Source organism: Streptomyces sp. NPDC048277 (genome assembly GCF_040652235.1).
In the GTDB taxonomy this organism is placed as follows: Bacteria; Actinomycetota; Actinomycetes; order Streptomycetales; family Streptomycetaceae; genus Streptomyces.
Map to the genome: position 1 here is coordinate 1 of NZ_JBEZLQ010000004.1, position 18,321 is coordinate 18,321.

The 18,321-nt window shown below is 72.5% G+C and carries 16 protein-coding genes and 2 rRNA genes; 12 read left to right on the forward strand and 6 right to left on the reverse strand.

Translation table 11 applies throughout. The features are described from left to right. Nucleotides 1-591: ribosomal RNA gene (locus AB0D85_RS10280) — 23S ribosomal RNA — on the forward strand; the annotation flags it as partial. 90 nt (nt 592-681) lie between these two features. Continuing rightward, a 5S ribosomal RNA gene (gene rrf, locus AB0D85_RS10285) occupies nt 682-798 on the forward strand. A 30-nt stretch (nt 799-828) separates the two neighbouring features. Here the strand turns inward: rrf and AB0D85_RS10290 are convergent. Then, nucleotides 829-1,878, reverse strand: a complete 1,050-nt coding sequence (locus AB0D85_RS10290) for a hypothetical protein (RefSeq protein ID WP_362318023.1) — start codon at nt 1,876-1,878, stop codon at nt 829-831. 216 nt (nt 1,879-2,094) lie between these two features. On the opposite strand from AB0D85_RS10290, the gene AB0D85_RS10295 reads away from it, so the two are divergent. Then, nucleotides 2,095-2,940 carry a hypothetical protein gene (locus tag AB0D85_RS10295; protein ID WP_362317965.1) on the forward strand — a complete coding sequence of 282 codons (846 nt, stop codon included), beginning with the start codon at nt 2,095-2,097 and terminating at the stop codon, nt 2,938-2,940. 87 nt (nt 2,941-3,027) lie between these two features. On the opposite strand, the gene AB0D85_RS10300 is transcribed toward AB0D85_RS10295, so the two are convergent. Beyond that, on the reverse strand, nt 3,028-4,311 hold the full coding sequence (locus AB0D85_RS10300; RefSeq protein WP_362316642.1) for a DUF1015 domain-containing protein: 1,284 nt from the start codon (nt 4,309-4,311) through the stop codon (nt 3,028-3,030). Between the two features lie 85 nt (nt 4,312-4,396). On the opposite strand from AB0D85_RS10300, the gene AB0D85_RS10305 reads away from it, so the two are divergent. The 4 genes from AB0D85_RS10305 (at nt 4,397) to AB0D85_RS10320 (ending at nt 8,481) form a co-directional block, all read left to right on the forward strand. Then, the gene (locus AB0D85_RS10305; protein ID WP_362316645.1) at nt 4,397-5,425 is read left to right on the forward strand and encodes an HAD-IIA family hydrolase; all 1,029 of its coding nucleotides are present in this window, start codon (nt 4,397-4,399) and stop codon (nt 5,423-5,425) included. 94 nt (nt 5,426-5,519) lie between these two features. Continuing rightward, a complete protein-coding gene (locus AB0D85_RS10310) occupies nt 5,520-6,563 on the forward strand; it encodes an iron chelate uptake ABC transporter family permease subunit (protein ID WP_362316647.1) in 1,044 nt (347 codons plus the stop codon). Beyond that, complete coding sequence (locus AB0D85_RS10315) at nt 6,560-7,597, forward strand: iron chelate uptake ABC transporter family permease subunit (RefSeq protein WP_362316649.1); 1,038 nt, start codon at nt 6,560-6,562, stop codon at nt 7,595-7,597. The genes AB0D85_RS10310 and AB0D85_RS10315 overlap by 4 nt, the downstream gene beginning before the upstream one ends. Beyond that, complete coding sequence (locus AB0D85_RS10320; protein ID WP_362316652.1) at nt 7,594-8,481, forward strand: ABC transporter ATP-binding protein; 888 nt, start codon at nt 7,594-7,596, stop codon at nt 8,479-8,481. Before AB0D85_RS10315 ends, AB0D85_RS10320 begins: the two co-directional genes overlap by 4 nt. Here AB0D85_RS10320 and AB0D85_RS10325 read toward each other — a convergent pair. Then, nucleotides 8,465-8,812: an SCP2 sterol-binding domain-containing protein gene (locus AB0D85_RS10325; RefSeq protein ID WP_362316655.1), complete on the reverse strand. Its 348-nt coding sequence runs from the start codon at nt 8,810-8,812 to the stop codon at nt 8,465-8,467. The two genes, AB0D85_RS10320 and AB0D85_RS10325, sit on opposite strands and share 17 nt — an antisense overlap. Nucleotides 8,813-8,854: 42 nt before the next feature. Here AB0D85_RS10325 and AB0D85_RS10330 point away from each other — a divergent pair, with 42 nt between their 5' ends. The 5 genes from AB0D85_RS10330 (at nt 8,855) to AB0D85_RS10350 (ending at nt 14,238) form a co-directional block, all read left to right on the forward strand. After that, nucleotides 8,855-9,178 carry a hypothetical protein gene (locus AB0D85_RS10330; RefSeq protein WP_362316658.1) on the forward strand — a complete coding sequence of 108 codons (324 nt, stop codon included), beginning with the start codon at nt 8,855-8,857 and terminating at the stop codon, nt 9,176-9,178. A 7-nt stretch (nt 9,179-9,185) separates the two neighbouring features. After that, a complete protein-coding gene (locus tag AB0D85_RS10335; RefSeq protein ID WP_362316662.1) occupies nt 9,186-10,001 on the forward strand; it encodes a TlyA family RNA methyltransferase in 816 nt (271 codons plus the stop codon). After that, entirely contained in the window at nt 9,998-10,903 is a 906-nt protein-coding gene (locus AB0D85_RS10340; protein WP_362316665.1) for an NAD kinase, read from the forward strand. Before AB0D85_RS10335 ends, AB0D85_RS10340 begins: the two co-directional genes overlap by 4 nt. Before the next feature lie 204 nt (nt 10,904-11,107). After that, complete coding sequence (gene recN, locus AB0D85_RS10345) at nt 11,108-12,835, forward strand: DNA repair protein RecN (RefSeq protein WP_362317968.1); 1,728 nt, start codon at nt 11,108-11,110, stop codon at nt 12,833-12,835. A gap of 266 nt (nt 12,836-13,101) precedes the next feature. Further along, nucleotides 13,102-14,238 (forward strand): glycosyltransferase family 4 protein, encoded by a 1,137-nt coding sequence (locus tag AB0D85_RS10350; protein ID WP_362316668.1) that lies wholly within the window; start codon nt 13,102-13,104, stop codon nt 14,236-14,238. Here the strand turns inward: AB0D85_RS10350 and AB0D85_RS10355 are convergent, their stop codons facing one another. The 3 genes from AB0D85_RS10355 to AB0D85_RS10365 are packed head-to-tail and all read right to left on the reverse strand — an operon-like array spanning nt 14,239 to nt 18,319. Then, nucleotides 14,239-15,882, reverse strand: a complete 1,644-nt coding sequence (locus tag AB0D85_RS10355; RefSeq protein WP_362316671.1) for a PucR family transcriptional regulator — start codon at nt 15,880-15,882, stop codon at nt 14,239-14,241. A 43-nt stretch (nt 15,883-15,925) separates the two neighbouring features. Next, nucleotides 15,926-17,317, reverse strand: a complete 1,392-nt coding sequence (locus AB0D85_RS10360) for an FAD-binding oxidoreductase (RefSeq protein ID WP_362316673.1) — start codon at nt 17,315-17,317, stop codon at nt 15,926-15,928. 33 nt (nt 17,318-17,350) lie between these two features. Beyond that, nucleotides 17,351-18,319, reverse strand: coding sequence for an alpha/beta hydrolase (locus tag AB0D85_RS10365; RefSeq protein WP_362316676.1), 969 nt, complete (start codon nt 18,317-18,319; stop codon nt 17,351-17,353). Nucleotides 18,320-18,321 lie beyond the last annotated feature (2 nt).

An 18,321-nucleotide genomic window follows, 5' to 3' on the forward strand; every position in this document is an offset into this window, starting at 1 on the left:
AATCAGGTGTTGAGTGTAAGTGCACAAGGGAGCTTGACTGTGAGACCGACGGGTCGAGCAGGGACGAAAGTCGGGACTAGTGATCCGGCGGTGGCTTGTGGAAGCGCCGTCGCTCAACGGATAAAAGGTACCCCGGGGATAACAGGCTGATCTTCCCCAAGAGTCCATATCGACGGGATGGTTTGGCACCTCGATGTCGGCTCGTCGCATCCTGGGGCTGGAGTCGGTCCCAAGGGTTGGGCTGTTCGCCCATTAAAGCGGTACGCGAGCTGGGTTTAGAACGTCGTGAGACAGTTCGGTCCCTATCCGCTGTGCGCGTAGGAGTCTTGAGAAGGGCTGTCCCTAGTACGAGAGGACCGGGACGGACGAACCTCTGGTGTGCCAGTTGTTCTGCCAAGGGCATGGCTGGTTGGCTACGTTCGGGAGGGATAACCGCTGAAAGCATCTAAGCGGGAAGCCTGCTTCGAGATGAGGACTCCCACCTCTATAAGAGGGTAAGGCTCCCAGTAGACGACTGGGTTGATAGGCCGGATCTGGAAGCCAGGTAACTGGTGGAGGTGACCGGTACTAATAGGCCGAGGGCTTGTCCTCAGTTGCTCGCGTCCACTGTGTTGGTTCTGAAACCACGAACAGCCCCATGCCATGGTCACGGTGTGGTGCGGCTGGACAGTTTCATAGTGTTTCGGTGGTCATAGCGTGAGGGAAACGCCCGGTTACATTCCGAACCCGGAAGCTAAGCCTCACAGCGCCGATGGTACTGCAGGGGGGACCCTGTGGGAGAGTAGGACGCCGCCGAACAATCTTTGGAGGACCCCTGGTCACCAGCGTTCAGCTGGGACCGGGGGTCCTTTTGTTTTTACAATGCTTGCGGTACCGAAGACAGGAGTCACCATGTCCACCAACTCTCCCGACGAGCGACCGGAGCGCGACCAGCGGCGACGGGACAGTGGTGACCGCGGTGATCGTGGCGGGTACCGCGGAGACCGCAACGACCGTGGAGACCGCGGCGGTTACGCCCGTCGCGACGACAACCGCGGCGGTGGCGGCGGCTACGGTCGCCGTGACGACCGCCGCGATGACAACCGCGGTGGTGGTTACGGCCGGCGTGACGACCGGCGCGATGACCGCCGCGATGACCGCCGTGACGACAACCGGCGTGATGACAGCCGTGGTGGCGGCTATGGCCGGCGTGACGACAACCGCGGCTCTCGCCCGTCGTTCCAGCGCGACGACCGCGGTGACCGCGGCGGTTACGGCCGTCGTGATGACAACCGCGGCGGTGGCGGCGGCTACGGTCGCCGCGATGACCGTGGCGGTGACCGTCCTCCCTTCCGTCGTGACGACCGCCGTGACGACAACCGCGACAACCGCACCGGCGGCGGCTACGGCCGTCGTGACGACAACCGTGCTGGTGGTGGCGGCTACGGTCGCCGCGATGACCGCGGTGGCGACCGTCCTCCCTTCCGCCGCGATGACCGCCGCGACGATCGTGGCGGTGACCGTCCCCCGTTCCGTCGCGACGACCGCCGTGACGATCGTGGCGGTGACCGTCCTCCCTTCCGCCGCGACGACCGTCGTGATGACCGCCGTGACGACAGCCGTGGCGGCGACCGTCCCCCGTTCCGCCGTGACGACAGCCGTGGTGGCGACCGTCCCTCCTTCCGGCGTGACGACAGCCGTGGTGGGGACCGTCCTCCCTTCCGCCGTGACGACCGGGGTGACCGTCCCGCTTTCCGTCGCGACGATCGTGACGACCGCGGCGGGTACGGCCGCCGTGACGACAACCGGCGTGATGACAGCCGTGGTGGCGGCTACGGCCGACGCGACGACAGCCGTGGCGGCGACCGCGACACCCGCGGCGGCGGCTTCCGCGGTCACGACGACCGTGGCCGTGGCCCCCGGCGCGACGACCGGCGTGATGACCGCCCCGGCTTCCGTCGGGACGACAGCCGGGGTGGCGGTTACCGAGGCCGTGACGACCGGCGCGACGACCGGCGTGATGACCGCGGTGGCTACCGTCGGGACGACAACCGCGGCGGCGGCCGCTTCCGTGACGAGCGGGAGCGCGACCGCGACCGCGAGCCGATCAAGCGGCTGCCGATCCCGGAGGACGTCACGGGCGACGAGATCGACAAGGACGTACGGCAGGAGCTGCAGAGCCTGCCCAAGACGCTCGCCGAGGACGTCGCCAAGAACCTGGTGATGGTCGCCCGGCTCATCGACGAGGACCCCGAGGGTGCCTACGGCTACTCCAGGGTGGCCCTGCGGCTGGCGTCCCGTGTCGCCGCCGTACGAGAGGCCGCCGGGTTCGCCGCCTACGCGAACCAGAAGTACTCCGAGGCACTCGCCGAGTTCCGTGCCGCGCGGCGGATGACCGGCACGGTCGAGCTGTGGCCGGTGATGGCCGACTGCGAGCGCGGTCTCGGCCGTCCGGAGAAGGCGCTGGACATGGCCGGCGCCCCCGAGGTGCACAAGCTGGACAAGGCCGGCCAGGTCGAGATGCGGCTGGTCGCCGCCGGCGCCCGGCGTGACATGGGGCAGCTGGACGCGGCGATCGTGACGCTGCAGAGCCCCGAGCTGGCGTCCAGCTCCGTACAGCCGTGGACCGCGCGGCTGCGGTACGCCTACGCCGACGCCCTGCTGGCCGCGGACCGTACCGGCGAGGCGCGGGAGTGGTTCGCGAAGGCCGTCGAGGCCGACCGGGACGGCAGCACCGACGCCTCCGACCGGCTGGCCGAGCTGGACGGGGTCGAGTTCGTCGACGCCCTGGACGAGGACGAGGCCGGGGACGAGAACCAGGTTCAGGACCAGGTCCAGGTCCGAGACCAGGTCGACGTTGAGGACGACGGCGACGACCAGGACGAGGACGAGGAGGACGAGGTCGAGGAGACCTCCGACGAGGCTGCGGCCGCGGCCGAGGCCGACTCCGAGAAGGACTGATCTCGGCGGGTGACACAGAGGGCAGGCTCCGACCGGGGCCTGCCCTCTTCCTTTTGGGCCCTTCCTTTTCGGCCCTTCGCAGGGTGTTCAGACGTCCAGCGCCCGCAGCACCAGCCCTGACGCCGGCTTCGGGCCGAAGGACGTCGACTTGCGGGGCATCGTCACACCCTGGCGGGCCAGGTCGAGGACGACCTCCTCGCGGACCGGGTGCAGCAGGACGGCCGTGCCGCCATGCCGTTCGGCCTTGGCGACCGTCGCCGCCGTGTCGTGGATGTACGCGATGTGCGCGGGCGAGTCCTCGGGGATGCGCCAGACGTGGTCGAGGAGGGTGGCGTGCAGGACGGTGGCGTCCAGGGTGCGCCAGGCGGCCGGGCGGTCGGCGGGGATCGTGCGGGCCAGCAGGTCCGGGTCCGGGCGGTCGATGAGGTGGAAGGTGCCGTCGCCGGCCAGCAGGAAGGCGTTGCCGGCGCAGGCCGCGTCCGCGAGCGCCTCCTGGGCCTTGGGCAGGGGGACGTCGAGCCGTCGTACCCGGAACTGGCCCTCGACGGCCCTCAGGGCGTCCGCGACCGGCAGGCCGTGCAGCAGGCGGTGGATGGCGCGGACACGCAGCGGGTAGCGGGCGGTGTCGACCAGGAGGACCAGACCGTAGTCCCAGGGGCTGGGGGAGGCGTGCTCCGCGCGTAGACGCAAGTAGGTGGCCCAGCGGTGGTGGCCGTCGGCGATCAGGGCCTGGCGGTGGGCCAGGTCGGACTGGACACGTGCCACCTCCGCCGGGTCGGTGATCGACCAGAGGCGGTGGTGGAAGCCGTCCTCCGTGGTGGTGGCGAGGAGCGGGGGGCGGCCGGCGGTCGCTTCGACGACCTCGGCGGCCGTGCCGTTGCCCCGGTAGGTGAGCAGGAGGGGTTCGAGGTTCGCGGCGGTGGCGCGCATCAGGGCCGCGCGGTCGGCGACGACCGGAGGCATGACCTCCTCGTGCGGCAGCACCACGCCCTCCGACGGCTCCGAGACCCGCAGGGCGCCGATGACCCCGCGCTGGAGCATGCCGTTGCCGTCGTGCTGCTCGTAGACGTACAGGCCGGGTTCGGGATCCGCGGCGAGGATGCCCTCGGCCTGCCAGCGGTGCAGGGTGTCGGCGGCCTGTTCGGTGCCGGCGCTGGGGGTGCCGGCCTGGGGCAGGATCAGGCGGACGATGTTGTGCGGGTCGGCGGACTGGAGGTGGTGTACGCCGTCGGGGCGTACCACGACGTCGTACGGCGGGGAGGTGACGGCGGCCAGACTGCCGACCCGGTCGGGGTCGTAGCGAAGGCCTCGGAACGGGGTGAGTTCCAGGCCCCGGCGCTCCGTTGCTTCCGAGTGACCTGCAGTGTTCATCCAGGCATCGTACGTGTGTCAGTGGCGTGCGGGATGATCGGTGGGGAAAGGCGGGTCAACAAAGAGTGACGAGGAGCGATGGGGAATGAGCCAGGGCGCCAGGACTGGTCCCGAGGGCAGCGGACAGGCCCTGAGCACGGCGTACGACACGGCGCTGCTCGATCTGGACGGGGTGGTGTACGCGGGCGGCAGTGCCATTGCGCACGCCGTGGAGTCACTGGAGGTGGCGCGCGCGGGTGGCATGCATCTGGCGTACGTCACCAACAACGCGCTGCGGACGCCGGACGCGGTGGCCGAGCATCTCACGGAGCTGGGGATCCCGACGGGCGCCGGTGATGTCATCACCTCGGCGCAGGCGGTCGCGCGGCTGATCAGCGAGCAGGTGCCGGAGGGGGCCCGGGTGCTCGTCATCGGCGGGGAGGGGCTGCGGGTCGCGCTGCGGGAGCGCGGGCTCGAGCCGGTGGAGTCCGCCGACGACGATCCGGCGGCCGTGGTGCAGGGGTTCGGCGGCCCGGATCTGACGTGGGGGCGGTTCGCCGAGGCGTCGTACGCCGTCGCGCGCGGGGTGCCGTGGTTCGCGTCCAACACCGATCTGACGATTCCCAGCGGGCGCGGGATCGCGCCGGGCAACGGCGCGGCGGTGGAGGTGGTCCGGATCGCGACGGGGGCCGAGCCGCAGGTGGCCGGCAAGCCGCTGCCGCCGATGCACAAGGAGACGATCCTGCGGACGGGCGCGAAGCGGCCGTTGGTGGTCGGGGACCGGCTGGACACCGACATCGAGGGCGCGTTCAACGGCGGGGTCGACTCGCTGCTCGTGCTGACCGGTGTCACCGACGGGCGTCAGCTGCTCGCCGCGCCGCCGCAGCACCGGCCGACCTATGTCGACGCCGATCTGCGCGGGCTGCTCACCGGCCAGCCGGAGGTCACGCCGGACGGGGCCGGGTTCCGGTGCGGTGGCTGGACGGCGACGGCGGGTGCGGACCGGCTGGAACTCAACGGCGAAGGAGAACCGCTGGACGGGCTGCGGGCGCTGTGCGCGGCGGCCTGGACGGCGGCCGGGGAGGGCTCCTGCGAGCTGGACGGGGGCAAGGCGCTGGCGCGGCTCGGACTCTGAATCGCCGAGTTCTCCGAATCCGTGGGGCTGATGGAGAGCGGTTCACAGGGACAGGGCATCGAGATCGAATGCGAGGGTAGGCTAACCTAACCTCGTGTTGGTCGACAGTCCTCCCGAACAGCGCGCGGAGACCGCCCCCGCGCCCCCAACCCGCCGGGCGATACGGGCCCTTGGGCTCCTCGGCTCCGTCGTGATCCTGGTGCTCGTCGCTCTGGCGAGCATCGCGATCGGGGCGAAAGAGCTGCCGTTGGACCAGGTCTGGCACGGTCTGTTCCACGACACGGGGACCTACGGCGACGTGGTCGTCGGGGAGCGGCTGTCGCGGACCGTCCTCGGACTGCTCGCCGGGGCCGCCCTCGGCCTGTCCGGAGCGGTGCTCCAGGCGCTCACCCGCAACCCGCTGGCCGACCCCGGCCTGCTCGGCATCAACGCGGGCGCGTCGGCCGCCGTCGTCACCGCCATCACCTTCTTCGGCGTCACGACCCTCGACGGCTATGTGTGGTTCGCCTTCTTCGGCGCGGCCGCGGTGGGCGCGCTGGTGTGGTTCCTGGGCGGCAGCCGGGGCGCCACGCCGGTGCGGCTCGCGCTGGCCGGTACGGCGATCAGCGCCGCGCTCTACGGCTACCTCCAGGCCGTGATGATCACGGACGACGCGGCGCTCGGCAAGATGCGTTTCTGGACGGTCGGTTCGCTGGCCTCGGCCTCCAACTCCACGATCCTCCAAGTGCTGCCCTTCCTCGCGGTCGGCACCCTGCTCGCCCTGGGCCTCGCCCGGCCGCTGAACGCGGTGGCGATGGGTGACGACACCGCCCGCGCCCTCGGCGCGAACCTCACCCGCACCCGGGGCCTGGCCATGCTCGCCGCCACCGTGCTGTGCGGCGCGGCCACCGCCGCCTGCGGCCCGATCGCCTTCGTCGGCCTCATGGTCCCGCACGTCGTGCGCTCCTTCACCGGCCCCGACCTGCGCTGGATCCTGCCGTACGCGACGGTCCTGTCACCCGTGCTGCTGCTCGGCGCCGATGTCATCGGCCGGGTCGTCGCCCGCCCCTCGGAGCTCCAGGTCGGCATCGTCACCGCGGTCATCGGCGGGCCGGTCTTCATTCTTCTCGTACGACGGCGGAGGACGGCCCAGCTGTGAGGAACACGCGTACCCTGCGCACCCCCGGCGGGCTCTCCCTGCGGACCGACGTGCGCGCGCTGACCGTCGTGGCCGTGCTGCTGCTGGCCGCGTCCGCCGCGAGCGTGGTGCTGATCGGTACCGGCGACTTCCCGATCTCCTTCGGAGACGTGCTGAAGACCCTGGCCGGCAACGGCACGGCCGGTCAGGACTTCATCGTCAACGAACTGCGGCTGCCGCGCGTCCTGGTCGGCCTGCTGGTCGGCGCCTCGCTGGGCCTCGGCGGCGCCCTGTTCCAGGCCATCTCCCGCAACCCGCTGGGCAGCCCGGACGTGCTGGGTCTCTCGCAGGGCTCGACCTCGGGCGCGCTCGTCGTCATCGTGCTGATGTCCGGGAGCGCCACCCAGGTCACCGTCGGCGCGTTGATCGGCGGCCTGCTGACCGGCCTGGCCATCTACCTCCTCGCCTGGAAGCAGGGCGTGCACGGCTATCGCCTGGTCCTCGCCGGTATCGGCGTCTCCGCGATCGTCACCGCCGTCAACGGCTATCTGCTCACCAAGGCCGATCTGGTCGACGCGACCCGCGCGGTCGTCTGGATGACCGGCTCCCTCAACGGCCGTGACTGGAGCCAGGTCTGGCCGCTGCTCGCGCTGTGCGCCGTCCTCGTGCCGTTGGTCCTCGCCAACGCCCGCGGCCTGCGCATGATGGAGATGGGCGACGACGTGTCGTACGCGCTCGGGGTACGCGTGGAGCGGGTGCGGATGCTGCTCATGGTGTCCGCTGTCCTGCTGACCGCGGCCGCCACCGCCGCCGCGGGACCCGTCAGTTTCGTGGCGCTCACCGCCCCCCAGCTGGCCCGGCGCCTCACCCGCTCGCCCGGCCCCAACCTGGTGCCCTCCCTCTGCATGGGCGCCACCCTGCTCGTCACCGCCGACTGGGCCTCGCAGCGTGCCTTCGGCGCCGACCAGCTGCCCGTGGGCGTGGTCACCGGCGTGCTCGGCGGTGTCTATCTGCTGTGGCTGCTCGTCACCGAGCGCAAGGCGGGCCGGATATGACACCGCGAAGCGGGCCGGACACGACCACGACCGCCACCGGCGCGACGAACAACCCGAGGAGCACTGTGAACCGCCTGTCCGCCGAGAACGTCACCCTCGCCTACGACCAGCGGGTCATCGCCGAGCAGCTGTCGGTGGAGATCCCCGACAACTCCTTCACGGTGATCGTCGGCCCCAACGCCTGCGGCAAGTCGACGCTCCTGCGCGCGCTGTCCCGGATGCTCAGGCCCAGCCAGGGCCGGGTGCTGCTCGACGGGCAGGTCATCCAGTCGATGCCCGCGAAGAAGGTCGCCCGCGTCCTCGGCCTGCTGCCCCAGTCGTCCATCGCGCCCGACGGCATCACCGTCGGCGACCTGGTCGGCCGCGGCCGCTACCCGCACCAGGGCATCCTGCGCCAGTGGTCCGCCGAGGACGAGCGGGTCGTCCAGGAGTCGATGGCGCGGACCGGGGTCGCGGAGCTCGCCGAGCGGTACGTCGACGAGCTGTCCGGCGGTCAGCGGCAGCGCGTCTGGATCGCCATGGCGCTCGCCCAGCAGACCCCGCTGCTGCTCCTCGACGAGCCGACCACCTACCTGGACATCCAGCACCAGATAGACGTCCTCGACCTGTGCGCCGAACTCCACGAGGAGCAGGGGCGCACGCTGGTCGCCGTGCTGCACGACCTCAACCACGCGGCCCGGTACGCCACTCACCTGATCGCGCTCAAGGGCGGCCGGGTCATCGCCGAGGGCGCCCCGAACGACATCGTCACCGCAGAGCTGGTCGAGGAGGTGTTCGGGCTGCGCTGCCAGGTCATCGACGATCCGGAGACGGGCACTCCGCTGGTGGTGCCGGCCGCCCGGAAGGCACGGGTCGCAACGACGGTGGTCACAACAGCTTCCTGAGCCGGAACAGGTCCAGCAGGTTCGCCTCCAGCCTCACCCTGCCCTGGCCCCAGGCCCCGGCGAAGTTCAGCTCGCCGTCGACCAGCGCCACCAGGTCGTCGCCGGCCATCGCCAGTCTGATCTGCGCCTTCTCCCGAGGCGGTCCGGGAAACGTCTCCTCCACCTCGATCCGGCCGCCGGTGAGACGGCCGGCGAAGGTGACCTCCAGGTCGGTGATGTGGCAGCTCACCGTGCGGTCCATCGCGGCGGCCGCGCGGACGTCGCCCTCGGCGCCGCCCATGGTGTGCGAGAGCTTGTCGAGTGCGGCGCGGCACTCCTCGGTCGTGGCCATCGCGATCGACGGTACCCCAGTGGTTCGGGGTAGCGTCGGGGCATGACCGACTCCGTACCCGCGGGCCCGGCGGCGGAGGCGCAGGAAAACGCCGAGGTCGAACCCGAGTACGACCCCGCCGCCCCCGCCCCGATCGACGCCCCCCGCACCCCCACCGGCAATGCCGACGTCGACGCCCAGCTCGACCGCCTCGCCGACGCCGACCACCTCGCCACGGACGGCCATCTGGAGGTGTACGAGGATGTACACAGGGGGCTGCGCGACGCGCTGACCGCGCTCGACGCCCGCCCCGGACCTCCGGCGCCCGCACCGCCGCCGTACGGCGACAGGACGCCGTCACCGTCGTACCACCAGAGCAGGAGCTGAACCCACCGTGGCAGGAGTCGCACGTCGCCGTCTGGACGCGGAGCTGGTCCGCCGGAAGCTCGCGCGCTCGCGCGAGCACGCCAGCCAGCTGATCGCCGACGGGCGGGTCTCCGTCGGCAAGACCGTCGCGACCAAACCGGCCACCCAGGTGGAGACCGCCGCGGCCATCGTCGTGCAGGCCGACGAGGGCGATCCCGAGTACGTGTCGCGGGGCGGGCACAAGCTCGCCGGCGCGCTCGCGGCCTTCGTACCGCAGGGGCTGGTGGTCGAGGGGCGGCGGGCGCTGGACGCCGGGGCGTCCACCGGCGGCTTCACCGATGTGCTGCTGCGCGCGGGGGCCGCGCACGTCGTCGCCGTCGACGTCGGATACGGCCAACTCGCGTGGTCTCTGCAGAGCGATGAACGCGTCACCGTCAAGGACCGTACGAACGTACGCGAGTTGACGCTTGAAGCGATCGATGGGGAGCCTGTGGATCTTGTCGTGGGTGATCTGTCCTTCATCCCGCTCGGGCTGGTGCTGCCGGCCCTGGCGCGGTGTGTGAAGCCGGACGCCGACCTGGTGATGATGGTCAAGCCGCAGTTCGAGGTGGGCAAGGAACGACTGGGCAGTGGTGGTGTCGTACGGAGTCCGCAGCTGCGGGCGGAGGCCGTGCGGGGGGTTGCCGGGAAGGCGTGGGAGCTGGGACTCGGGGTGAAGGATGTCACCGCCAGTCCGCTGCCCGGGCCGTCCGGCAATGTCGAGTACTTTCTGTGGCTGCGGGCCGGCGCACCCGAGTTGGATCCGGCCGACGTTGACCGTGCAGTGGCGGAGGGGCCGCGTTGACACAGAACCGAGCTCGTACTGTTTTCCTCCTCGCTCACACCGGGCGGCCTGCCGCGATCCGCAGCGCCGAGCTCGTGGTGAAGGGGCTGCTGGCGGCGGGGGTCGGGGTCCGGGTCCTGGACTTCGAGGCCCGCGACCTGCCGCTGCCCGACGAGGTCGAGCTGGTCGAGGAGGCCTCGCCGCACAGCCTCGACGGCTGCGAGCTGCTGATCGTCCTCGGCGGTGACGGCACGCTGCTGCGCGGCGCCGAGTTCGCGCGCGCCTCCGGGGTGCCGATGCTCGGCGTCAACCTCGGGAGCGTCGGGTTCCTCGCGGAGGCCGAGCGGGACGACCTCGACAAGGTCGTCGACCGGGTGGTGAGCAAGGCGTACGAGGTCGAGGAGCGGATGACCGTCGACGTCGTCGTGCACCGCAACGGGGACATCGTGCACACGGACTGGGCGCTGAACGAGGCGGCCGTGCAGAAGGCGGGCGCCGAGAAGCTCCTCGAAGTCGTGCTGGAGATCGACGGGCGGCCGGTGACGGGGTTCGGCTGCGACGGCATCGTGCTGTCGACGCCGACCGGGTCCACCGCCTACGCCTTCTCCGCCGGTGGGCCCGTGGTGTGGCCGGAGGTGGAGGCGCTGCTGATGGTGCCGATCTCCGCGCACGCGCTGTTCGCGAAGCCGCTGGTGACGTCGCCGGACTCGGTGCTGGCGGTGGAGGTGCTGCCGCACATCCAGCCGGGCGTCCTGTGGTGCGACGGGCGCCGGACCGTCGAGCTGCCGCCGGGGGCTCGGGTCGAGGTGCGGCGGGGGGCGGTGCCGGTGCGGCTGGCGCGGCTGCATCACGCGTCGTTCACGGACCGGCTGGTGGCGAAGTTCGCGCTGCCCGTTTCCGGATGGCGGGGGGCGCCGCACTAGCGGTTCGAAGGGGGTGGCGGGGAGCGTCGGCGAGTGCGGGTGGTTCGTGGCTTGTCGCGCAGTTCCCCGCGCCCCTTTGGGTAGGGACACTCGTCGGTGTATCGACGCGGCCGCGCGTCCCTGGGGAGGTCCACTCGCCCGGGTGACAGGGTGCCTCGCGCTTTTCCTGCCCTACCTCGTAAGGTCTTCCCCGTGCTGGAAGAAATGCGGATACGGTCCCTCGGAGTCATCGACGACGCCGTCGTCGAGTTGTCGCCGGGGTTCACGGCCGTCACCGGTGAGACCGGTGCGGGCAAGACCATGGTGGTCACCAGCCTGGGGCTGCTGCTCGGCGGGCGGGCCGATCCCGCGCTCGTGCGGATCGGCTCCGAGAAGGCGGTCGTCGAGGGACGGGTGACCGTGCCTCCGGGCACCTCCGCGGTCGTACGGGCCGAGGAGGCCGGTGCCGAGCTGGACGACGGGGCGCTGCTGATCAGCCGTACCGTTTCCGCCGAGGGGCGCTCCCGGGCGCACCTGGGCGGGCGGAGCGTGCCCGTGGGGCTGCTCGCCGAGCTCGCCGACGACCTGGTGGCCGTGCACGGGCAGACCGACCAGCAGGGCCTGCTGAAGCTGAACCGGCAGCGCCAGGCCCTCGACCGGTACGCGGGCGACGGGGTCGCCGTACCGCTCGCCAAGTACGGCGAGGCCTACCGGCGGCTGCGGGCCGTGGCGGTGGAGCTGGAGGAGATCGTCACCCGCGCGCGTGAACGGGCTCAGGAAGCCGACATGCTGCGCTACGGGCTCGACGAGATCGCGGGCGTGGAGCCGAGGGCCGGCGAGGACGTCGAGCTCGCCGAGGAGGCCGAGCGGCTCGGGCACGCCGAGGCGCTGTCGTCGGCCGCGACCGCCGCGCACTCCGCGCTCGCCGGCAACCCCGAGGACCCCGAGGGCATCGACGCGGTCACCCTCGTCGCGGGCGCGAACCGGGCCCTGGAGGCCGTACGGTCGCACGACCCGGCGCTGGCCGCGCTGGCCGACCGGATCGGCGAGGTCGGGATCCTGCTGGGCGATGTGGCGGGGGAACTGGCCGGGTACGCCGACGACCTGGACGCCGATCCGCTGCGGTTGGCGGCCGTGGAGGAGCGGCGCGCCGCGCTCACCGCGCTCACCCGCAAGTACGGCCAGTACGGCGACAGGATCGATGCCGTGCTGGCGTGGGCCGAGCAGGGTGCCGCCCGGCTCACCGAACTCGACGGCGACGACGAGCGGATCGACGAACTCACCGCCGAGCGGGATGCCCTCCGTACGGAACTGGGCGGGCTCGCCCAGGCGTTGACGGACGCGCGCACCGAGGCCGCCGACCGGTTCGCGGCCGCCGTCACCGCCGAGCTGGGCTCCCTCGCGATGCCGCACGCGCGCGTGTCCTTCGCCATCCGGCAGACCGAGGACCCGGAGGGCGTGGAGGTCGGCGGGCGGACGGTGGCGTACGGGCCGTCCGGCGCCGACGAGGTCGAGCTGCTGCTCGCACCCCACCCCGGTGCCCCGCCCCGCCCGATCGCCAAGGGCGCCTCCGGCGGTGAGCTGTCCCGTGTGATGCTCGCCGTGGAGGTGGTCTTCGCGGGCACCGACCCGGTCCCGACGTATCTCTTCGACGAGGTCGACGCGGGCGTGGGCGGCAAGGCGGCGGTCGAGATCGGGCGCCGGCTTGCCAAGCTCGCCAAGTCGGCCCAGGTGGTCGTCGTCACCCATCTTCCGCAGGTCGCCGCGTTCGCCGACCGTCAGTTGCTGGTCGAGAAGACCAACGACGGCACGGTCACACGGTCGGGCGTGAAGGTCCTGGAGGGCGAGGAACGGGTCCGCGAGCTGTCCCGGATGCTGGCGGGCCAGGAGGACTCGGAGACGGCACGGGCACACGCGGAAGAACTGCTGGCGGCTGCAAGAGCGGACGGCTGAACCACGCGCCCCGTCAGGGGCGCGGGGAACTGCGCGAGCGACCACGAATCACCCGCACCCGCCGACGCTCCGAAACCACCCCCCACGGCGGCCCCCCACCGCACTCATCTCAGCATTTTCATCACTCTCTCGGGTGACACACTCCGGCGCATGCCCCGCCCCGCCCCGGTATGCCCCACCCGGAGCTCCGCACTGCGCCCCTCGGCCCGATACCTTCTGTACGTACCCTCGTACCCATCCCGAAGCCGAACCAGGAGCCCGGCCGCGTGAGCCCCGTGAGCAGCACCGCACCGCTCGGTCAGTCGCCCCTGCGCACCGTTCAGGTGCTCGGCGGCGGCAACGCCGGCAGCAGCGCGCACGTGCGTTCGCTCGCCGCCGGCCTCGTCGCGAGGGGCGTGCGCGTCACGGTGTGCGCCCCCGTTGAGGCCGACCGCGCCTACGACTTCTCCGGCGTCGGCGCCGACCATGTGCACGTGCCGCGCAGCAGCGACCCGGGGTCGGTCGCCGCGCTGCGGGCGGCCTGCACCGGCGCCGACCTGGTGCACGCCCACGGCCTGCACGCCTCCTTCCGCGCGGTGCTGGCCCTGAGCGGCCGCAGCACCCCGCTCATCGTCACCTGGCACGGCCGCGCGCAGGCCGAGGGCGCCCGGGCGCATCTGCTGAGGATGCTGGAGCGGCGGGTGGTGCGGACGGCCGCCGTGGTGCTGGGGACGACCTCCGACCTGGTGGACCGGGCCCGCCGTACCGGCGCCCGGGACGCCCGGCTCGCGGCGGTCGCGCTGCCCGGACTGCGGCGGCCCGCGGAGCAGGAGGAGGCGGAGCGGCTGCGGCCCAAGGTGCGGGCCGAACTCGGCGCCATGGGGCGGCCGTTGCTCATCGCCGTCGGCTCCCTCGACCGGCACCGGGGGTATGACGTCCTGCTGGACGCGGCGCGTACCTGGCGTCGGCTCGATCCGGTACCGCTGCTCGTCGTCGCGGGGGAGGGGCCGCTGCGCACGGAGTTGCAGCGGCGGATCGAGGACGAGGAGCTGCCCGTCCGGCTCATCGGGCGCCGCGACGACGTCGCCGAGTTGCTCGCCGCCGCCGATCTGGCGCTGCTGCCCAGCAGTTGGGAGTCCCGTTCGGTCCTCGCCCAGGAGGCCCTGCACGCGGGCGTGCCCCTTGTCGCGACCGCCGTCGGCGGTGTCCCCGACCTCGTCGGCGACGCGGCCGAACTCGTCCCGTACGGCGACGCGACCGCCCTCGCCGACACCGTCGTACGACTGCTCGGCGACCCCGAGCGCTGCGAGGAGCTGCGCGAGAGGGGCACCCGGCAGGCGGCGAGCTGGCCGACGGAGGACGAGACCGTGGCCCAAGTGCTCAGCGTGTACGACGAGTTGACCCAGCCCAGGCCGCTGCCGTAACTAGGGCGTGTGCCGGCGCGCCCGCAGTGCCAGGCTCAACGCCAGGACCACCTGCGGGTCGTCGAGGTCGGTGCCCAGCAACTCCCCGATGCGGGCGAGGCGGTTGTAGAGGGTCTGGCGGTTGAGATGGAGTTCCCGGGCCGTCTCCGCCTTGCGGCCGGCGTGGGCCAGGTAGGTCTCCAGGGTGGGTAGCAGCGGCGGCTTGGAGCGGTTGTCGTGGTCGCGGAGCGGGCCGATCGCGCGCTCGACGAAGGCCGCGAGGTCGGGGTGGTCGCGCAGCCGCCACAGGAGGAGGTCGATGTCGAGGCGGCGGGCGTCGTACCAGGGGCGGTCGGAGAGGCCCTGGGCGGCCGTCGCCGTCTCGGCCGCGTGCCGCAGCCCTGCCGAGGCCGCCGCCCAGCCGCCCGCCATGCCGACCACCACCACGGGCGGCGCGGATCCGGGGCGCTGCATCCCGGCGCGCTCCACCCCCGACCGCAGCGTCGCCGCGACCCGGTCCGCGACCGTCGCCCGCTCCGCCTCCGAACGCAGGCCCAGCAGGAGGGGAACGCGGCCCTCGACCGGTCGTACGCCCAGCAGGACCGGGACGCCCACGGCCGCCAGCTCCTCGCCGACCGCGCGGGCCAGCACCGCCCAACCCCCGCCCGGGGAAAGGGAGTCGCCCACCCGCATGACCACCGGCAGCAGCGGGCTGTTGCCGGGCTTGAAGCCGAGGACACGGGCCTGGGCCGGGGCGTCCTCCGCGCTGATGCGGCCCTCGGCGAGGTCGGTCAGGAAGTCACCGCGTCCGCGGGCCGCCAGCTCCTCCTCCTGGCGGGCCTGCATCAGGACGACGGCCAGGATGCCCGCGGCCCGCTCGGCGGCGATGCGGTGGACGGGGGCGAGGGGACCGCGCACGGGAAGCAGAACCAACCGGGCGCGCACGGAACCCGTGCCCGGCCCGCCGCCCGGCACGTCCACCAGGACCGCCCCGGTCGGCGGCGGCGCGTCCCCCCGCTGGCCGCGCAGCCCCTCCCACACCTGGAGCGGATCCGCGCCCTCGGGCCCCGACCCGGCGGCGTACAGCAGCTGGCCGTCGGTCGTCTCCAGGAAGACCGGGTTGCCGCTGAAGTCGGCCAGGATGGCGAGCACCTGGGGGACCCCGCCGCCGCCCAGCAGGGCCTCGGTACAGCGGCGGTGCACTTCCTCGGCGCGCTGCAGAAGCGCGAAGTGGTGGTTGACGATCTCGGTGTGGATCTCCTCCGTCACCGTCACGAAGGGCACCTCGCGGTGCAGCACGACGAGCGGCAGCCCGGTCGTCCGGGCGGTGTCGACGAGGGTGGCGGGCAGCCGGGAGAAACGCGCGCCCAGCTCCACCACCAGGGCGGCGATGCCCCGTTCGGCGAGCGTGCGCACGAACGCCCGCTGGTCGGAGGGCCGGGTGCCCAGGCCGTAGCCGGTGGTGAGCAGCAGCTCGCCGCCCTTCAGCAGCGAGGCGATGTTCGGCACCTCGCCCGCGTGCACCCAGCGCACGGTCCGGCCCAGCCGGTCGGCGCCCGCCAGGATCTCCGGGAGCCCGCTGCGCAGCCCGGGCAGCTCCAGCGCCCGCTGCACGGTGATCCCGGCGCCCTGAGAGTCGAATCCGCTGCCCGTACCGCTGTCCATGGGGCGGACGCTACCTGGGCGGACGCCTTCACGGCACCTTCGGTCACAGCGGTTCGATGTTGTGGTTGAAACGGAACACGTTGTCCGGGTCGTACCGCCGCTTCACCTTGGCGAGCCGCAGCGCGTTCTCCGCGCCCAGCCCGGCCCGCACCCGCTCGGGGCCCTCGTCGCCGATGTAGTTGAGGTAGACCGCGCCGGTGGACCAGGGCCGGACACCGGCGCGGACGCCCCGCACCCAGGCGATCGCCCGCTCGTCGTCGGCCGGGTCCGCCCAGATGCCGAAGGGGTGCACCACCCAGGACGCGCCCCGGTACGGCACCGGGTACCCCGAGGACGCGGCCGGTTCCGAGGCGATCGCGCCGCCCTGCGGGAACAGCACATGCTGGCTGCCGGACGGCAGCGGCATGCCCTCCGCGTGGCCGCAGTAGGCGTCCACCGCCTCGTCGGGCAGCGCGGTCAGGTACTCGGCCGACCAGTAGTTCCGCAGCCCGGCCGGCAGGTCGAGCATGCACTGCACCTCGCTGTACGGCATCGGGCCGACGACCTCCGCCTCGTGCGGCAGCGCGAGCATCGGCCCGGCGGTCCCGCGCAGGTCCTCCGCGCCGCCCACGTAGGTCACCAGCGCGGCGCACACCGGCCGGCCCACCAGGTGCCCGGGCACGAACGGCAGCGGCGGGCCGGTCAGGTACAGCACCGCGCCGCTCGCCTCGTCGGGGCCGGCGCGGATCACCTCGCGGAAGGCGCGGACCGCGTCCGGGCCGAACCGCGGCAGGTACAGCAGCAGCGCGACGCAGAACTCCGGCAGTTCGTGCAGGGCGAGGGTGAGCGAGGTGGCGACGCCGAAGTTCCCGCCGCCGCCGTGCAGGGCCCAGAACAGCTCCGGGTTCTCGTCGGCGTTGGCGTGGACGCGCTCGCCGTCGGCGGTGACCAGCTCGACGGCGATCAGGTTGTCGACGGCCAGCCCGAAGACGCGGTCCAGCCAGCCCGAGCCACCGCCCAGCACGAACCCGCCGACTCCGGTGGTGGAGGCCCGGCCACCGGTGGTGGCGAGGCCGTAGGGCTGGGTCGCCCGGTCCAGATGGCCCATGGTGGCCCCGCCCTGCACCCGTACCGCCTCCGCCGCCGGGTCGACGGTCACCTCGTGCATCCGGCGCAGGTCCACCACGAGCGCGCCGTCGGCGGTCGCCGAGCCCGCCACGCCGTGGCCGCCGCCGCGCACCGCGATCTTCAGGTCCAGCTCCCGGCCGAACCGCACGGCGCGGACCACGTCGGCGTCGTCCGCGCACCGGGCGATCACGGCCGGACGCCGGTCGATCCTGCCGTTGAAGACGGCGCGGGCCTCGTCGTACCCCGCGTCCCCCGGGGCGAACACCTCGCCGACGAGATCCTCGCGGAGCGCGGCGAGGGCCGCGCCCGCCTTCGAGGAGGGAGCCATGGCCGCCCCTTCCGCCAAGGCGGACCTGCTCCGTCAGTCCTGACCGGTTCCCAGGGCGTTGCGCAGGAACAGGGTGGCCTGGTCGATGGCTCCACGGGCGGCCTTGGACTGGCTGAGCGAGTTGAGCATCATGAAGTCGTGGACCGTGCCGTCGTAGCGCACCGTGGTCACCGGAACGCCGGCCGCCCGGAGCTTGGCGGCGTAGGCCTCACCCTCGTCGCGCAGGACGTCGGCCTCGTCGACGATCAGCAGGGCGGGCGGCAGGCCGGCGAGCTGCTCGACGGTGGCCTGGTTGGGGGACGCGGTGATCTCCGCGCGCTGGTCCGGGTCGGTCGTGTAGGCGTCCCAGAACCACTCCATCAGCTTGCGGCTCAGGTAGTAGCCGGTGGCGAACTCGTCGTAGGAACCGGTGTTCATCGCCGCGTCGGTGACCGGGTAGTACATCGACTGCTGGACGAACTCGACGTCACCGCGCTCCTTGGCCATGAGGGCGAGCGCGGCGGTCATGTTCCCGCCGACCGATTCGCCGGCCACCGCCATGCGCCGCGCGTCCAGTCCCCTGGACGCTCCCTCGCGGGCGATCCACTGGGCGGTGGCATAGCCCTGCTCGATGGCCACGGGGTAGTGCGCCTCGGGCGACGGCGTGTACTCCACGAAGGCCACTGCCGTCTGCGCGCCGACCGCCAGCTCCCGTACCAGGCGGTCGTGGGTGCCGGCGTTGCCCAGCACCCAGCCGCCGCCGTGCATGTACAGCACCACGGGCAACGTCCCGGTGGCGCCCTGCGGCCGGACGATGCGTACCCGTACATCGCCCACGGCGGCCGGTACGGTGACCCACTCCTCGTCGACCGGCAGCTTGTCGACCGGGGCGGCCTGGAGGTCGTCGAGGACCTTGCGCGCCGCGGTCGGATCCAGCTCGTACAGGAACGGGTGGTGCGAGGTCGCCTCGGCCAGTTCCTGTGCCTCGGACTCAAGGACGATTGACGCGGTCTGAGCAGCCATGG